14 protein-coding genes and 3 tRNA genes are annotated in these 15487 nt (G+C 62.9%); 13 read left to right on the top strand and 4 right to left on the bottom strand.

Annotated elements, in window-relative coordinates; translation table 11 throughout:
- Positions 1-58: 58 nt before the first annotated feature.
- From BLU37_RS17665 to BLU37_RS17690, 6 genes are all read left to right on the top strand, one after another.
- Positions 59-1270, top strand: a complete 1212-nt coding sequence (locus tag BLU37_RS17665) for an O-succinylhomoserine sulfhydrylase (RefSeq protein WP_029533388.1) — start codon at positions 59-61, stop codon at positions 1268-1270.
- Positions 1267-2046: an SDR family oxidoreductase gene (locus BLU37_RS17670; RefSeq protein ID WP_090207058.1), complete on the top strand. Its 780-nt coding sequence runs from the start codon at positions 1267-1269 to the stop codon at positions 2044-2046. The genes BLU37_RS17665 and BLU37_RS17670 overlap by 4 nt, the downstream gene beginning before the upstream one ends.
- Positions 2047-2181: 135 nt before the next feature.
- Positions 2182-2257: transfer RNA gene (locus BLU37_RS17675), tRNA-Val, on the top strand.
- A 72-nt stretch (positions 2258-2329) separates the two neighbouring features.
- A tRNA-Asp gene (locus BLU37_RS17680) sits at positions 2330-2406 on the top strand.
- 114 nt (positions 2407-2520) lie between these two features.
- Positions 2521-2597 (top strand) — tRNA-Asp (locus BLU37_RS17685).
- Positions 2598-2971: 374 nt separating this feature from the next.
- The gene (locus BLU37_RS17690) at positions 2972-3859 is read left to right on the top strand and encodes a DUF2242 domain-containing protein (RefSeq protein ID WP_090207061.1); all 888 of its coding nucleotides are present in this window, start codon (positions 2972-2974) and stop codon (positions 3857-3859) included.
- Between the two features lie 425 nt (positions 3860-4284).
- Here BLU37_RS17690 and BLU37_RS17695 read toward each other — a convergent pair whose 3' ends face one another.
- Both BLU37_RS17695 and BLU37_RS17700 read right to left on the bottom strand, forming a co-directional pair.
- Positions 4285-5325 carry an AraC family transcriptional regulator gene (locus BLU37_RS17695; RefSeq protein ID WP_026007504.1) on the bottom strand — a complete coding sequence of 347 codons (1041 nt, stop codon included), beginning with the start codon at positions 5323-5325 and terminating at the stop codon, positions 4285-4287.
- Positions 5322-6461 carry a nitrilase-related carbon-nitrogen hydrolase gene (locus BLU37_RS17700; protein WP_010445988.1) on the bottom strand — a complete coding sequence of 380 codons (1140 nt, stop codon included), beginning with the start codon at positions 6459-6461 and terminating at the stop codon, positions 5322-5324. Before BLU37_RS17700 ends, BLU37_RS17695 begins: the two co-directional genes overlap by 4 nt.
- A gap of 210 nt (positions 6462-6671) precedes the next feature.
- On the opposite strand from BLU37_RS17700, the gene BLU37_RS17705 reads away from it, so the two are divergent.
- Both BLU37_RS17705 and BLU37_RS17710 read left to right on the top strand, forming a co-directional pair.
- A complete protein-coding gene (locus BLU37_RS17705; protein ID WP_090207064.1) occupies positions 6672-8708 on the top strand; it encodes an NADPH-dependent 2,4-dienoyl-CoA reductase in 2037 nt (678 codons plus the stop codon).
- A 227-nt stretch (positions 8709-8935) separates the two neighbouring features.
- Complete coding sequence (locus BLU37_RS17710; protein ID WP_090207066.1) at positions 8936-9865, top strand: 1-aminocyclopropane-1-carboxylate deaminase/D-cysteine desulfhydrase; 930 nt, start codon at positions 8936-8938, stop codon at positions 9863-9865.
- Here BLU37_RS17710 and BLU37_RS17715 read toward each other — a convergent pair.
- Both BLU37_RS17715 and BLU37_RS17720 read right to left on the bottom strand, forming a co-directional pair.
- Positions 9843-10394, bottom strand: a complete 552-nt coding sequence (locus BLU37_RS17715) for a cytochrome b (RefSeq protein ID WP_019361219.1) — start codon at positions 10392-10394, stop codon at positions 9843-9845. The genes BLU37_RS17710 and BLU37_RS17715 overlap by 23 nt on opposite strands.
- 168 nt (positions 10395-10562) lie before the next feature.
- The gene (locus tag BLU37_RS17720) at positions 10563-11723 is read right to left on the bottom strand and encodes a DUF1853 family protein (RefSeq protein WP_408003603.1); all 1161 of its coding nucleotides are present in this window, start codon (positions 11721-11723) and stop codon (positions 10563-10565) included.
- On the opposite strand from BLU37_RS17720, the gene BLU37_RS17725 reads away from it, so the two are divergent.
- The 5 genes from BLU37_RS17725 to BLU37_RS17745 are packed head-to-tail and all read left to right on the top strand — an operon-like array spanning position 11619 to position 15479.
- Entirely contained in the window at positions 11619-12509 is an 891-nt protein-coding gene (locus BLU37_RS17725; protein ID WP_010445996.1) for an NAD(+) kinase, read from the top strand. The two genes, BLU37_RS17720 and BLU37_RS17725, sit on opposite strands and share 105 nt — an antisense overlap.
- On the top strand, positions 12506-13480 hold the full coding sequence (locus tag BLU37_RS17730) for a metallophosphoesterase (protein ID WP_172833119.1): 975 nt from the start codon (positions 12506-12508) through the stop codon (positions 13478-13480). The genes BLU37_RS17725 and BLU37_RS17730 overlap by 4 nt, the downstream gene beginning before the upstream one ends.
- Positions 13477-14358 carry a rhomboid family intramembrane serine protease gene (locus BLU37_RS17735; protein WP_019361216.1) on the top strand — a complete coding sequence of 294 codons (882 nt, stop codon included), beginning with the start codon at positions 13477-13479 and terminating at the stop codon, positions 14356-14358. The genes BLU37_RS17730 and BLU37_RS17735 overlap by 4 nt, the downstream gene beginning before the upstream one ends.
- 33 nt (positions 14359-14391) lie before the next feature.
- Positions 14392-14652, top strand: a complete 261-nt coding sequence (locus BLU37_RS17740) for a YeaC family protein (RefSeq protein WP_010446000.1) — start codon at positions 14392-14394, stop codon at positions 14650-14652.
- A complete protein-coding gene (locus BLU37_RS17745) occupies positions 14649-15479 on the top strand; it encodes a DUF2797 domain-containing protein (protein WP_026007503.1) in 831 nt (276 codons plus the stop codon). The genes BLU37_RS17740 and BLU37_RS17745 overlap by 4 nt, the downstream gene beginning before the upstream one ends.
- Positions 15480-15487 lie beyond the last annotated feature (8 nt).

Here is a 15487-nt window from a genome sequence, read left to right on the forward strand (position 1 = left end):
AATCCGGCCCTGAGGGGCCGGTTTTGTATCTTCCAAAGATTGAGCAAGGAGTGGCAGCATGAGTCAGGAATGGGATGCCGGTCGGCTGGACAGCGATCTCGACGGCGTAGCCTTCGACACCCTGGCCGTTCGTGCCGGTCAACACCGTACTCCGGAAGGCGAGCACAGCGATCCGTTGTTCTTCACTTCCAGCTATGTTTTCCGTACTGCCGCCGATGCGGCCGCGCGCTTTGCCGGCGAGGTGCCGGGTAACGTCTATTCGCGCTACACCAACCCGACCGTGCGTTCGTTCGAAGAGCGCATTGCCGCCCTGGAAGGCGCCGAGCAGGCCGTGGCTACTTCGACCGGCATGTCGGCGATCATGGCCGTGGTCATGAGCCTGTGCAGCGCCGGCGACCATGTGCTGGTGTCGCGCAGCGTGTTCGGTTCCACCATCAGCCTGTTCGAGAAGTACTTCAAGCGCTTTGGTGTCGAGGTCGACTACGTGCCGCTGGCGGAACTGTCCGGCTGGGACGCGGCGATCAAGCCCAATACCAAGCTGCTGTTCGTCGAGTCGCCGTCGAACCCGTTGGCCGAGCTTGTGGATATCGCCGCCCTGGCACAGATCGCCCATGCCAGGGGCGCGCTGCTGGTCGTCGACAACTGCTTCTGCACGCCTGCGGTACAACAGCCGCTGAAGCTGGGTGCGGACGTGGTGGTGCATTCGGCGACCAAGTACATCGACGGCCAGGGTCGTTGCATGGGTGGGGTGGTGTGCGGTCGCAGCGAGCAGATGAAGGAAGTCGTCGGCTTTCTGCGCACTGCCGGGCCGAGCCTCAGCCCGTTCAATGCCTGGATCTTCCTCAAGAGCCTGGAAACCCTCAACCTGCGCATGCGTGCCCACTGCGCCAGCGCCCTGGCCCTGGCCGAATGGCTGGAACAGCAAGACGGCATCGAGAAAGTCCACTACGCCGGCCTCAAGAGCCATCCGCAACACGAACTGGCCCAGCGTCAGCAGCGTGGTTTCGGTGGAGTGGTGAGTTTCGAGGTCAAGGGCGGCAAAGAAGGCGCCTGGCGCTTCATCGATGCCACTCGGATGATCTCGATCACCGCCAACCTGGGTGACAGCAAGACCACCATCACCCATCCGAGCACCACCTCCCACGGCCGTCTGTCGCCGCAGGAGCGTGAAGCGGCGGGTATCCGCGACAGCCTGATCCGGGTCGCAGTCGGCCTGGAAGATGTGGCTGACCTGCAAGCCGACCTCGCGCGCGGTCTGGCTGCGCTGTGATCGAGTTGGCTTTCGGCGCGAGCGTTGGCAGCAACGGCCGCGTCGCGCTGGTGACTGGTGCGGCGCGGGGTATCGGGCTGGGTATTGCCGCCTGGCTGATCAGCGAAAGCTGGCAGGTGGTACTGGCCGACCGCGACCCCGTGCGCGGTGCCAAGGTGGCTGAAGTCCTTGGCGAGAACGCCTGCTTTATCGCCATGGATGTCGCCGACGAAGCGCAAGTGGCGCGTGGCGTGGCCGAGGTACTGGGCCGGTTCGGCCGACTCGATGCGTTGGTGTGCAACGCGGCGATTGCCGACCCGCACAACATCACCCTCGAAAGTCTCGATCTGGCGCACTGGAATCGGGTCCTGGCGGTGAATCTCAGTGGGCCGATGCTGCTAGCCAAACACTGTGTGCCTTACTTGCGCGCCCACTGCGGCGCCATCGTCAATATTGCCTCGACCCGGGCCTCGCAGTCGGAGCCGGATACCGAAGCGTATGCGGCGAGCAAGGGTGGCTTGCTGGCACTCACTCATGCGCTGGCGATGAGCCTCGGCCCGGAGATCCGGGTGAACGTGGTCAGCCCGGGCTGGATCGATGCCCGCGATCCCGCGCAGCGCAGGGCCGAGCCGCTGAGTGAGAGCGATCATGCCCAGCACCCGGTGGGTCGGGTAGGGACGGTCGAGGATGTGGCGGCGATGGTCGGATGGCTGCTTTCGAAAAGCGCGGGCTTTGTCACCGGTCAGGAGTTCGTGGTCGACGGTGGCATGAGCAAGAAGATGATTTATTCCGAGTAGGGCGCTGTAGCCCGCAGGGCCTGAGGTTTTGTGCTGCCGGAACTGACATGAATGTGTCTTTTTCAGAAAAACTTCAAGCGGGCTATTGACTTAGGTTCTCTACCTGCGTAAATTTCGCGGCCTCAGCGAAGCAAAGGGTGATTAGCTCAGCCGGGAGAGCATCTGCCTTACAAGCAGAGGGTCGGCGGTTCGATCCCGTCATCACCCACCACTTCTTGAGTCTTTCGCAAGAAAGAGTCTCGCAAGAGAATCGGAAGTTCTGTGAAGAACCTCCAACCGACGCGCAGCGGTAGTTCAGTCGGTTAGAATACCGGCCTGTCACGCCGGGGGTCGCGGGTTCGAGTCCCGTCCGCTGCGCCATATTTTGTACAGATTGCCTGTCGGTCAAGATAGACAATCTGCGACAACGAAAGCACCGAAGCTTTCCTGTCACGGGTTTTAAAGGTTTCAAACGGACGCAAGTCCGAGCGATACGCAGCGGTAGTTCAGTCGGTTAGAATACCGGCCTGTCACGCCGGGGGTCGCGGGTTCGAGTCCCGTCCGCTGCGCCATACAAGGCTTCGAGGCCCTTGAACTCCTCGAAGCGACAGAAAATGCCCCGACCAGTCGGGGCATTTTTTTGCCTCTGAAAAAGCATCCGGATTTCAGGGCCGGTTGTGCAGGCCACCCTTGTACATGATCCATCAGGCAGTGGCCGATGGGCGTGCGCGTTGGGCGATTACCTGGGGCGCAGCGGAACTTTCCGGGTGTTGTGGCCGTCAAGTCGTCATGCCTCTGCAAAACTGCGGGTATTGATCGACCATTTGAGCGAAGGTCTTTTTCCTGAAAAAACGCTGTCGTACAGTGTTTAACACACTAAAGCACGCGCTCTGGCATGGCGATCTGATGCACAATACGCCCCGGACCGTTTTACTCAGGATTATCAATGTCGACATCATTCCACTTGCGTACCCTGGCCTTGGCCTTGGTGCTGGTGGGCGCCGCAGGTTGCTCCTCGCCCAAGACCGCCGTTTATGAACATGAGAATTTCGATGATTCCGGAACCTTCTCACGCAACTATTCGGTGAGCGACAAGGCTTCCTGCGAAGCTGCCCGGCGTGCCTTGCTCAGTCAGGGTTACATCATCACCAGCAGCGACCCCAAGCTGATCACCGGCAACAAGAGTTTTCAGCAGACCGGCGAGACTCACCTGCAAATCAGTTTCAGCATCGTCTGTGCGCCCGATGGCAGCAGCGGCAAGCGTTCGACCATGTTTGCCAACGCCCTGCAGGACCGCTACGCGTTGAAGAAGGTCAATAACTCCGCGAGCCTGGGTGTGGGTGTGTTGGGGTCGGTATCCATGCCGATCGGTTCGACGGACGATTCGATGGTCAAGGTCGCCAGTGAAACGGTGTCCTCGGCGCAGTTCTATGATCGGTTCTTCACTCTGGTGGAGCTTTTCCTGCCGCCGGAAGTGAAGAAAGAGCAACACACCGATGACAAACCCAAGGCCGAGTTGGGCATGCCGGAAAGCACTACACCTGTAGTCAAGCCCGAAGCCGCTGCAGAACCGGCCAAGGCTGCCCAGCCTGCTCCGGTAGAGCCTGCTCATGCCGCACCAGGCCACGTTGAGCCGAGTCCCAGTGCCCCGGTCTTGACCGCCCCGGCGGTTCCGGAAGCCGTGAAGCTGCTGCCGGAAGCCGCGCCGAGCGCCCCGGCGACACCGGCCAGCGAAAAACCGGCTGAATCTGCTCCGGAGACGACGACGCCGGCTGCCGAAGCCACCCCGGCAACGGTCCCGGCCACCACCGAAGCGGCCAAGCCGGCTCAGTGAGGCCGGGTTTCAGATCGCTGCGCGATCGGGTTTGTCGACCTCGATTGCGTAGCGACTGATGGCCTGGGGGGCTCATTCGAACAGTCATCTCATCCGTGCCGGTACTCGCTAAAGCAGCCGGCTGTCTGATTGTGAACGCATTCCTTTTCGTATGAACAAAAAATGACTGGCAAAAAACCTGACCCATCTGCTAGTTTTTCTAGCAAGGAGCACGTCTGGTAATGGAGCGCTTCATTTTTTCTTCACATGGGCAACTTATGCTGGCTCTGCGGGTCAGTCATACCAGCGCTTATACCTGCGAATACAAGGAGTTTCACAATGGATGATTATCAAGAAGAACTGCTCGAATACCACGCTTTCGAGATGGACCCTGTCGAACCGGCAGACGACGCTACCGAGCTGTAAACGGTGGCGTTTTTTTTTGCTCAGGCGGAATGGCGCTGACTGCGGCGGAATTCGCCGGGGGTCTGGCCGTTCCAGCGTTTGAAGGCGCGTTGAAAGGCTTCGGCCGAAGCAAAACCGAGCAGATAGGCGATTTCGCCAAAAGCCAGTTCGGTATCACGAATGTAGGTCATCGCCAGGTCACGACGGGTGTCGTTGAGAATCGCGCGAAACTGCGTGCCTTCCTCGGCCAGTTTGCGCCGCAAGGTCCAGGTCGGCAGCTTCAGGCGCGCCGCCACTTCCTCCAGGTCGGGTTCCCGGCCGCCATTGAGTAACGGCCCCAGTAACTGAGTGATACGTTCACGCAGGCTGCGGGTGCGGGTCAACTGTTCCAGTTCCCTTTCGCAAAGTTGCAGCAGGTGCCGCCAGGTGCTCGGGCAGTGTTCCGGGTTGCGCAGGCCGAGACTGGCCTGGTCGAGGCGTAGCTGGTTGATCTCGGCGCCGAAATGCACCGGGCTGTCGCCGAGCAGGTGATAGTCGGCGGCGTAATCCGGAGCGCTGAACTCGATCTCGATCCGTTCGGCCCGTACGGGTTGGCCGGCGACGCTGGACAACTGCTTCAGCCAGCCGGCGATGATCGAGTCGACCACGAAGCGGTTGTAGGCGTTGTACGGGCTGATCGAATAGAACCGCAGCCAGGCCCCTTCGGTATCCTCGTGGAAGCTCGATTGACCACGGTAGTTGGAACCGTAAAGGGGTTCGAAGCGGGTGAGGGCGCGGGCGGCTTCGCGGACGGTCGGTGCCTGGGCTGCAGTGATGCCGGCCAGTCCGGCCTGGCTCAGGCGGCTCAGGCGGCCCATGTGCAGGCCCAGCGCCGGGTTGTCGGTGAGCTGGATGGCGGCGTGGCCCAGGCGCATGTAGCGCGGGATCGACAGTCGTGCGCCAGGCTCGGCCAGGCGGGCCGTGTCCAGGCCGTACTGTTCCAGCAACGCCTCGGGATCGTGACCGCGTTCGCGTACCGCATCGGCCAGGCTGTGAACAAAGCCTACTGACAGGTCGCCCAGGCGCATGGCCACCGGCTTCATGGCAGCCACAGATTGATCAGGCGGGCGCCGCGCCCAGCGGCGTCGTCCTGGGTGAGAATCTGCCCGTTGTAGCTGATGAAGCTTTGTCCGGCGCTGCGCTGGTCCCAGAGTTGGCCGCGCAGGAACACCGTGAGGCTGGCGATGGACTGGCTGTCCGCCGGCCGGGCGTTCAGGGTCAGTCGATGCCAGGCTTCGCCCTCGCTGAGTTCGCCGGGACGCAGGCCGATCTCGGGCGGCGTGACCGCACTCCTGAAACCGCGCCAAGGTCGCTCCCAACTGCCCTTGCCGGTGACATGGGCCGGCACGGCGATCAGTTTGACCCCCAGGGCGTCGAGTTGGCGGTAGGCGTTCGGGTACCAGCTGTCGCTGCCGATCAGGATGCCCAGGCGGCCGGCGGGGGTGTCGACGACGTTCATCGCCTGGTCGGCGGCGCCGAGCACGTAGCCGCGCTGGTCGAAGGTCGGGTACAACTGGCGTTGCGGCTGGCCGAGTGGGCGGCCATCGGCGCCGAAGGTCAGGCTGGCGTTGTACAGCGAGCCGCTGCCGAACTTCAGCGTGCCCTGTTCGACGAAGGGTGTCGGCAGCAGGAGGGTGCCGGCCACCAGGGTCACTCCGAATTCTTTCGCCAGGCCGCCGAACAGCGCCTGGTAGTCGCTGGCCATGGCCTGGGCCTTCATGCGCAGGCGGGCATCGTCCAGGCGGCTGCGGCCCTTGGCCTTGAACAGGGCATGGGTGAACTTCAGCGGGTTACCGGCCATCAGCCAGTTCATCGCCTCCTGCTGGTTGAGCGCCTGGAAGATATCGTCCTTTTCCCCGCGCAGCACCAGCCAGGTACCGACATGTTCGGGCAATACCACCACGGTTCGGGCGTTGAGCAGGCCCAGGCTGCGCGCCTGTTGCAGATAGGCGGCGAGCTTGCGGTGCAGGCGTGGCAGGCTCTGGTAGTCGCTGGGGAACAGCTCGGGCTGGATGCCCAGCAGGTTGCCATGTTCTCCGGGGACACCCTGGTTCAGCGCGAGCCGGATCCGCAGATCGGACAGGTAGTGGCCGCTGCTGCGCTGTTGGGTCCAGAGGCCGTAGCTGGTCAGCGCGGCGATCAGGGCAATGAGCAGGATACCGACAAAAAATTTGCGCATGGAAGCTAAAGCTGGCGGCCTTGGGCGGAATTCATCGACTAGGGTAGGGCCCATGGACGCCGTTGCCAAGCGTTGCTGCGCATTTGGATCAATAACTTGTCAGTTTCGATCATTGAGCCGTCCCCGGCGGCTCTTTAATGTGCCACTCATACACCTGACGGGAGCCGCAGAGCCCCCGCATTCCGTGATTTCGCCTGTTCTGGAGTTGCCATGACCGCCACCCCGTACCCGCATCTGCTGGCCCCGCTCGACCTGGGCTTCACCACGCTGCGCAACCGCACCCTGATGGGGTCGATGCACACCGGCCTGGAAGAAAAGCCCGGCGGTTTCGAGCGCATGGCTGCCTATTTCGCCGAGCGTGCCCGTGGCGGCGTTGGCCTGATGGTCACCGGCGGCATCGCGCCGAACGAGGAAGGTGGTGTGTACTCCGGCGCCGCGCGACTGACCACCCGCGAGGAAGCGGAGCAGCACCGCAGCGTCACCCGCGCCGTGCATGAGGCAGGCGGCAAGATCTGCATGCAGATCCTGCATGCCGGGCGTTATGCCTACAGTCCGAAACAGGTAGCGCCGAGCGCGATCCAGGCGCCGATCAACCCGTTCAAGCCGAAGGAGCTGGACGAGGCGGGGATCGAGAAACAGATCGCCGATTTCGTCACCTGTTCGACCCTGGCCCAGTTCGCCGGTTACGACGGCGTCGAGGTCATGGGATCTGAAGGCTATTTCATCAACCAGTTCCTTGCCGCCCACACCAACCACCGTACCGACCGCTGGGGCGGCAGCTACGAGAACCGCATGCGTCTGCCGGTGGAAATCGCCCGGCGGGTACGTGAAGCGGTCGGCACGGATTTCATCATCATCTTCCGTCTGTCGATGCTGGACCTGGTTGAAGGCGGCAGTACCTGGGAAGAGATCGTGCAACTGGCCAAGGCTATCGAGCAGGCCGGCGCGACGATCATCAATACCGGGATCGGCTGGCACGAGGCGCGGATTCCGACCATCGCCACCAAGGTGCCGCGCGCTGCGTTCACCAAGGTGACCGCCAAACTGCGTGGCTCGGTGTCGATTCCGCTGATCACCACCAATCGCATCAACACCCCGGAAATCGCCGAGCAGGTGCTGGCTGAAGGCGATGCCGACATGGTTTCCATGGCCCGGCCATTCCTGGCCGACCCGGACTTCGTCAACAAGGCGGCAGCCGGGCGTGGCGATGAAATCAATACCTGTATCGGTTGCAATCAGGCCTGCCTGGACCACACCTTCGGCGGCAAGCTGACTTCGTGCCTGGTCAACCCGCGGGCCTGCCATGAGACCGAGCTCAACTACCTGCCGGTCCGGCAGATCAAGAAGATCGCCGTGGTCGGTGCCGGCCCTGCCGGGCTGGCGGCGGCGACCGTGGCCGCCGAGCGCGGGCACCAGGTGACACTGTTCGACTCTGCCAGCGAGATCGGCGGCCAGTTCAACGTCGCCAAGCGGGTGCCGGGCAAGGAGGAGTTCTACGAAACCCTGCGCTACTTCAAACGCAAGCTGCAGACCACCCAGGTCGAGTTGTGCCTCGATACCCGTGTCGACGTTGCGCAACTGGTCGCCGGTGGTTACGACGAGATTGTGCTGGCCACCGGTATCGCACCACGACTGCCGGCCATTCCCGGAATCGATCACCCCAAGGTGCTGAGCTACCTGGATGTGTTGCTGGGGCGCAAGCCGGTAGGCAACAAGGTCGCGGTGATCGGTGCCGGCGGAATCGGTTTCGATGTTTCGGAGTTCCTCGTGCACCAGGGCGTTGCCACCAGCCAGGATCGCCAGGCGTTCTGGCACGAGTGGGGCATCGATACCCGGCTCGAGGCGCGGGGCGGTGTTGCCGGGATCAAGCCCGAGGTCCCTGCGCCGGCGCGTCAGGTGTTCCTGCTGCAACGCAAGGCGTCCAAGGTCGGTGATGGACTGGGCAAGACCACCGGCTGGATTCACCGCACCGGGTTGAAGAACAAGCGGGTGCAGATGCTCAACAGCGTCGAGTACCTGAAAATCGATGATGAGGGCCTGCACATCCGGATTGGCGAGGACGAACCGCAGGTGTTGCCGGTGGACAACGTGGTCATCTGTGCCGGCCAGGATCCGCTGCGCGAGTTGCAGGACGGTTTGTTGGCGGCGGGTCAGAACGTGCACCTGATCGGTGGCGCGGATGTCGCGGCGGAGCTGGATGCCAAGCGGGCGATCAACCAGGGTTCGCGGCTGGCTGCCGAGCTCTGAAGGCCCGCTACAAGCAGGCCAATACATCCTGTGGTGAGAGGACTTGTGCGCAGCAGCCCCAAAGCCTGAGCCCGCAGGGCATCAGATACGCCGCGATAGCCGGTCCTGCGCCCGCTTCGCGGCCGAGCACGAGCAAGTCCGCTCGCCACTGGGTTCCCGGGAACGGCAGTCGATACACCTTCAGAGGCTGATAGACTGGCGTCACATTGCCTCGCGAGCTTCACCCGATGTTGCCACCGCCCGACTGGCGCCCCCACGCGCCGCTTGAACCCCTGCACCTCGACTGGCTCGCCCGGGCCGGCGTCGAGGTGGCCGTCCTGCGCCTGGACCGGATCGACCCGCTGATCAGCGGCAACAAGTGGTTCAAGCTCACCGAGCACCTCGCCGCCGCCCGCCAGGCCAAGGCCGAAGGGCTGATCAGCCTGGGTGGTGCCCATTCCAATCACTTGCATGCCCTGGCCGCAGCGGGCCGGCGCTTCGGTTTTGCCACCGTCGGCCTGCTACGCGGGCATCCACTGCAAACCCCGACTGTCCTCGATCTGCAAACCTTCGGCATGGAACTGCACTGGCTCGGCTACGAGGGCTATCGCAAGCGCCATGAGCCGGGCTTCTGGGCACCCTGGCAAGCCCGCTACCCGCATCTGCATGCGGTGCCCGAGGGCGGTGGCGGGCTGGCGGGGGCGCTCGGTTGTGCGGTTCTGCGCAAAATGGTCGAGGCGCAACTTCCACAACTCGGCTGGGCGGACTTCCACGGGTGGTGGCTGGCGGCCGGAACCGGTACCACCGCTGCCGGTCTGGTGTTGGCCGAAGCGGGTCGGCGAACGGTGCATGCGGCACTGGCGGTACCGGGCGACCACGGGGTCGCGCCATCGATGGCGAGGATTCTTGAGGAGGCCGCAATGACCGACGGCGGTTATGAGCTGGTCGACGCCTGCCGTGGTGGATTCGCCAGGATCGATGCCGATTTGCAGGCGTTCATCTCCCGCAGTGAAGAACAGAGCGGCGTGCCGCTGGAACCGCTCTACACCGGCAAGGCGCTGATGGCACTACACCGGCAGGTCAACAGTGGCCAGTTCGCCCCCGGCACCCGCCTGGTCTTCGTTCATACCGGCGGGTTGCAGGGACGTCGCGGTTTCATCGGTGAAGCTTTGGCATGATCCGCGCCAGGGTGTTATCGCGCACGACATAGTGATGATAGAGCCCGGCCAGTGCGTGCAGGCCGATCAACCAGTAGCCGAGACTGCCGGCCAGCTCATGCCAGCCCTTGATTTCCTTGGCCAGTGGGCGGTTCTCGGCGATCAGCGTCGGCAAGTCGATGCCATAGAACATCACGGCATGGCCCTGGCCGCTGACCACCAGCCAGCCCAGCAGTGGCGTGGCGATCATGAACAGGTACAAGGCGATGTGCATCAGCTTCGCCAGCAGCGTCTGCCAGGTCGGTGGCGTTGGCACGATCTTCGGCGCCATGCCGATGACCCGCGCCACCAGTCGCAGCCAGACCAGCAGGAACACGGTCAGCCCGAGCATGTAGTGAAACTCGACGATCAAGCTCCGGCCACCGCTGCCCTTTGGAAACTGGCCGCGCAATTCGATACAGCAGTAGACAGCCACCAGCAGCACCAGCATCAGCCAGTGCAGGGCAATAGACAGGCTGCTGTAGCGGCTGTCGCTATTCTTCCAGGGCATACGTTGTTCCTCACTCATCACGGCGTGAAGCTCCGCTTTTTGGCAACGGAGTCTTTGCTGCACTTTAATACTTTTTTGAACCCTTCGCCTGAGGCTGAGCGTTGAGGGCGCAGGAGGGGCTTCAATCGTCCGTATCGGCGATCAGGTGGCGTCAGTCTGGCACTCGGTTCAGGCCGAGCCCGGTATATTCGGCCACAGGTCGGCCACCAGAAATAGCCGCTCGGCTTCTGCCCAATCGCCGTCGGTGTTTTGCGTCAGGCGGACCAGCAATTGGGCCGGCGCCATGGGATCGAGCTGAGCGAGCCAGTCATCCAGTCGTTCTTCGGTCCAGGCCTGATCGTCGGGATAGTTCGCCGGGGCCAGCCAGGCATGGCGTGGCAGCGGTTGCCAGCGGCCGGGAGGGCTCTGCATGCGAAAGTCCGCCCAGTCGCGCTGATGCAGCCAGCGCCCCTGCAGGTGTTGCGGGTGAGCACCCCGCGGCGGGCAGGCATTGCCGGGCCATGGATAGAGCAGGTAGCCCCCAAGCCACAACTGCGCACTGAACGCGCCGATGCCCAGTGCCGCCAGGGTCTCGCGGCTTTCCGCGCGTGCAGACATGGGCAACTGGTGTTGGCTCAGGTGCGTCAGCTTGCGATCCAGGCGATCATGGCAGCCGGGGCCGAGCCAGTTCTGCGGTTCCTCGCCACGGCCCTGTTGCGGTCCGAGGTAGAGCTTGATCGCCAGTTCCAGGTGATGCACGCCATCGCGGTCACGCAGCAGCATATCGAGTTCGCCGAGGGTGTGGCCGTCACGGCGGATCGGCAGGTTGGCGCCGATCAGTTCGATCCCCGGGGCATGGCGTACGGCGAACTGCCAGAGTCGCTCGTAGTACAGCCCCAGCCGGCGCGTGGCGGCCTGGGCCAGCCAGTGCTGCAAGGGCTCAGGATCATGGTCCAGTTGCCGCAGCCAGCGTTCCAGTTGCTGCGGTGCCTGCACCCAGTCGCTGCCGGCCAGCGGATGGCGCTGTGGCCCGGGCGTATCGACGAGCATCGGCGGCGCGAGGATGACCCAGGCCAGGTCGCGCACTTCGGGGTGGCGCAACTGTCGGGGGAGGTTGAGCAAGCCGGGAAACAGGATCATTCTGCGAGCATAGCCGTTTGCTTCAAGGCTGAAAGGATTTTGTCTCAGGCCGGCTTTCGCCCATAATCGTTCTTTTGCCTGCCGCAGAACCTTTTCAGGAGCCCCATGGAGCAATTTCGCAATATCGGCATCATTGGCCGCCTGGGCAGTTCGCAGGTGCTGGATACCGTTCGCCGCCTCAAGCGCTTTCTTCTCGAACGGCACATGCATGTGATCCTCGAAGACACCATCGCCGAAGTCCTGCCGGGCCATGGCCTGCAGACCTCTTCGCGGAAGATGCTCGGCGAGGTCTGCGACATGGTCATCGTCGTTGGCGGTGATGGCAGCCTGCTGGGCGCTGCGCGTGCGCTGGCGCGGCACAACGTGCCGGTGCTGGGGATCAACCGGGGCAACCTGGGGTTTCTCACCGACATTCGCCCGGATGACCTCGAAGTCGAAGTGGCCAAGGTCCTGGACGGTCACTACCTGGTGGAGAACCGCTTCCTGCTGCAAGCCGAGGTGCGCCGCCATGCGGAAGCCATCGGCCAGGGCGATGCGCTGAACGACGTGGTGCTGCATCCCGGCAAGTCGACGCGGATGATCGAATTCGAGTTGTATATCGACGGCCAGTTCGTCTGCAGCCAGAAGGCCGACGGCCTGATCGTCGCCACCCCCACCGGTTCCACCGCCTACGCGCTGTCGGCCGGCGGCCCGATCATGCATCCCAAGCTCGATGCTATTGTGATCGTGCCGATGTACCCCCATACCTTGTCCAGCCGCCCCATTGTGGTGGATGGCAACAGCGAGTTGAAAATCGTGGTATCCCGGGACATGCAGATCTACCCCCAAGTCTCCTGCGATGGTCAGAACCATTTCACCTGTGCGCCGGGTGATACGGTGACCATCAGCAAGAAACCGCAGAAACTGCGGCTGATCCACCCGCTGGATCACAACTACTACGAAGTCTGCAGGACCAAACTCGGCTGGGGCAGCCGGTTGGGCGGTGGAGACGACTGATGCTCGATCCCGCGCGTGGCTACGATCTGATCGGTGATGTGCACGGTTGCGCTCATACTCTCGAACATCTGCTGGACATGCTCGGTTATCACAAACTGGGGGGGGTCTGGCGTCACCCTTCGCGGATGGCGGTGTTCCTCGGCGATATCATCGACCGAGGCCCGCGGATCCGCGAGGCGCTGCATATCGTCCACGACATGGTCGAGGCCGGGCAGGCGCTGTGCATCATGGGCAACCACGAGTTCAATGCCCTGGGCTGGACCACCGAGGCGCCGCCTGGCAGCGGCAAGCAGTTCGTCCGTGAGCACACGCCGCGCCATGTTCGTCTGCTGCAGGAAACCCTGACCCAGTTCGAAGGGCACCCGGGCGACTGGCATGATTTCCTCGGCTGGTTCTATGAGTTGCCGTTGTTTCTCGATGCCGGACGGTTCCGTGTCGTCCATGCCTGTTGGGATGCCGGGTTGATCGAACCGCTGCGTGCGCAATATCCGCACGGTCGCATCGACGAGCATTTCGTCCAGGCTTCGGCGGTGTCCGGCAGCTTTGCCTGCACCGTATTCAACCGCCTGCTGCGCGGCACCGACATGCGCCTGCCGGACGGCTTGACCCTGACCGGCGGCGACGGCCTGACCCGTGCGTTCTTCCGTACCAAATTCTGGGAGGACGATCCGCAGACCTATGGCGATATCGTCTTCCAGCCCGACGCCTTGCCCGAGCAGGTGGCGCGCAAGCCACTGTCGCCGCACGAAAAAAACGCCTTGCTGCGTTACGGCCTGGAGGAACCGATGCTGTTCGTCGGGCACTACTGGCGCAGTGGTCGGCCGATGCCGATCCGACCGAACCTGGCCTGCCTGGACTACAGTGCGGTGCTGTATGGCAAGTTGGCGGCCTATCGCCTGGATGCGGAAACCCAACTCGACCCGAACAAGTTCGTCTGGGTCGATGTCGAGCGCCCCGAGGTTCCGAGATGACCGCCACTGCCATCCTGCGTCTGCCACTGGGTACCGACCTCAGTGGTTTCGTCGAACTGCTGCAACGCCTGCAGGTGCCGCACCGCGTCACCGAAGAGGGTGGTGAGCAGGTACTGTGGGTGCCGGAGTCGGCCAGCGCCGATGTGTTGGCGCTCTATCAGCGTTTTCCCGAGGGCGATCCGCACAATCAGTTGGAGGTGTTGCCACCGGCACCTGTAGCGTCCGCGCCGAGCCGTCCGAGCCTGGCCCTTCAGGTGCGCCACAGCCCGGTCACCGCAATGGTCCTGTTGCTGACCCTGGTGGTCGGCGTGATCACCTGGCTGGGCGACAACCTGTCGATGGTGCACTGGTTCACCTTCCTCGATTTCCAGGTGAGCGGCGAGTACATCCGCTTCACCCCCCTGGACGATGGTCTGGCAGCGGGGCAATGGTGGCGGTTGGTGACGCCGATGCTGCTGCATTTCGGCTTTCTGCACATTGCCATGAACGGCATGTGGTACTGGGAGCTGGGCAAGCGCATCGAGCGGCACCAGGGCGGGATCAATCTGCTGGGGCTGACGCTGCTGTTCAGCCTGGTGTCGAACTTCAGCCAATACTACGTCAGCGGCCCGACCCTGTTCGGTGGCCTGTCCGGCGTGCTCTATGGCCTGCTCGGCCACTGCTGGATCTACCAGTGGCTGGCGCCCAACCCGGTCTACCGGCTGCCCCGTGGCGTACTGGCGATGATGCTGATCTGGTTGCTGGTGTGCCTCTCCGGGCTGATCTCGCTGATCGGCTTCGGCGAAATCGCCAACGGTGCCCACGTCGGCGGGCTGCTCATCGGATGTTTCACCGGTCTGTTGGGTGGGCTGTGGTCCCGGCGTAGACTGGCTGCCTGATTCAAATGTCTTGAAAAAGTCTGGAGACTTTTAATGTCCTCTTTCAGCGAAATGATTGAAAACATCACCCCCGATATCTACCAGAGCCTGAAACTGGCCGTGGAAATCGGCAAATGGTCCGATGGCCGCAAGCTCACCACCGAGCAGCGCGAGCTGTCGTTGCAGGCGATGATCGCCTGGGAAACCCAGAACCTGCCGGAAGACCAACGTACCGGCTACATGGGCCCGCAGGAATGTGCGTCGAAGTCCGAGTCGATCCCGAACATCCTGTTCAAGTCGGATGCCATCCATTGATCGAGCTAGGCCGTGGTGCAGTCAGCAAGATGTCGACGCGTCTGGACGCCTCGACCGTGCAATATACGTTTCGCCTGGGTGACAGCGAGGTGCCGGTCAATCCGTTGATCGGCCAGAAGTTGCGCCTGGAGTTTCTCGGCGCCATCCATTGCAGCCATTGCGGGCGCAAGACCAAGACCAGTTTCAGCCAGGGTTACTGTTACCCGTGCATGACCAAGCTGGCGCAATGTGACACCTGCATCATGAGTCCGGAACGCTGCCACTATGACGCCGGCACCTGCCGCGAGCCGGCCTGGGGTGAACAGTTCTGCATGACCGACCATGTGGTCTACCTGGCCAACTCGTCGGGGATCAAGGTCGGCATCACCCGCGCCACCCAGTTGCCGACCCGCTGGCTCGACCAGGGCGCCAGCCAGGCGTTGCCGATCATGCGCGTGGCGACCCGTCAGCAGTCCGGCTTCGTCGAGGACCTGTTCCGCAGCCAGGTGGCCGACAAGACCAATTGGCGCGCCTTGCTCAAGGGCGATGCACCAGCGGTGGACCTGCGCCAGGTACGTGACCAGTTGTTCGAGTCCTGCGCCGAGGGCCTGCTGGCTCTTCAGGAGCGTTTCGGTCTCCAGGCGATTCAGCCGGTGCTGGACATCGAGCCCCTGGAAATCCGTTACCCGATCGAGGCTTACCCGACCAAGATCGTCAGCTTCAACCTGGACAAGAACCCGATTGCCGAAGGCACGCTGATGGGGATCAAGGGCCAATACCTGATCTTCGACACCGGCGTGATCAATATCCGTAAATACACGGCCTACCAGCTCGCCGTACATCAGTAAAAGGACGC

This window comes from Pseudomonas asplenii (assembly GCF_900105475.1).
Lineage (GTDB): Bacteria > Pseudomonadota > Gammaproteobacteria > Pseudomonadales > Pseudomonadaceae > Aquipseudomonas > Aquipseudomonas asplenii.

Excerpts from the sequence above, each read along its gene's own strand:
- BLU37_RS17695 (WP_026007504.1), bottom strand. The coding sequence starts at position 5,325 with ATGAAGCCGGTGGCCATGCGCCTGGGCGACCTGTCAGTAGGCTTTGTT.
- BLU37_RS17720 (WP_408003603.1), bottom strand. The coding sequence starts at position 11,723 with ATGCATGTGCCGTTCGAGAAGAAAGCGCTTGAGGCGGCGAACGGTATC.
- BLU37_RS17735 (WP_019361216.1), top strand. The coding sequence starts at position 13,477 with ATGACCGCCACTGCCATCCTGCGTCTGCCACTGGGTACCGACCTCAGT.
- BLU37_RS17705 (WP_090207064.1), top strand. The coding sequence starts at position 6,672 with ATGACCGCCACCCCGTACCCGCATCTGCTGGCCCCGCTCGACCTGGGC.
- BLU37_RS17690 (WP_090207061.1), top strand. The coding sequence starts at position 2,972 with ATGTCGACATCATTCCACTTGCGTACCCTGGCCTTGGCCTTGGTGCTG.
- BLU37_RS17700 (WP_010445988.1), bottom strand. The coding sequence starts at position 6,461 with ATGCGCAAATTTTTTGTCGGTATCCTGCTCATTGCCCTGATCGCCGCG.
- BLU37_RS17740 (WP_010446000.1), top strand. The coding sequence starts at position 14,392 with ATGTCCTCTTTCAGCGAAATGATTGAAAACATCACCCCCGATATCTAC.
- BLU37_RS17725 (WP_010445996.1), top strand. The coding sequence starts at position 11,619 with ATGGAGCAATTTCGCAATATCGGCATCATTGGCCGCCTGGGCAGTTCG.
- BLU37_RS17715 (WP_019361219.1), bottom strand. The coding sequence starts at position 10,394 with ATGCCCTGGAAGAATAGCGACAGCCGCTACAGCAGCCTGTCTATTGCC.
- BLU37_RS17710 (WP_090207066.1), top strand. The coding sequence starts at position 8,936 with ATGTTGCCACCGCCCGACTGGCGCCCCCACGCGCCGCTTGAACCCCTG.
- BLU37_RS17665 (WP_029533388.1), top strand. The coding sequence starts at position 59 with ATGAGTCAGGAATGGGATGCCGGTCGGCTGGACAGCGATCTCGACGGC.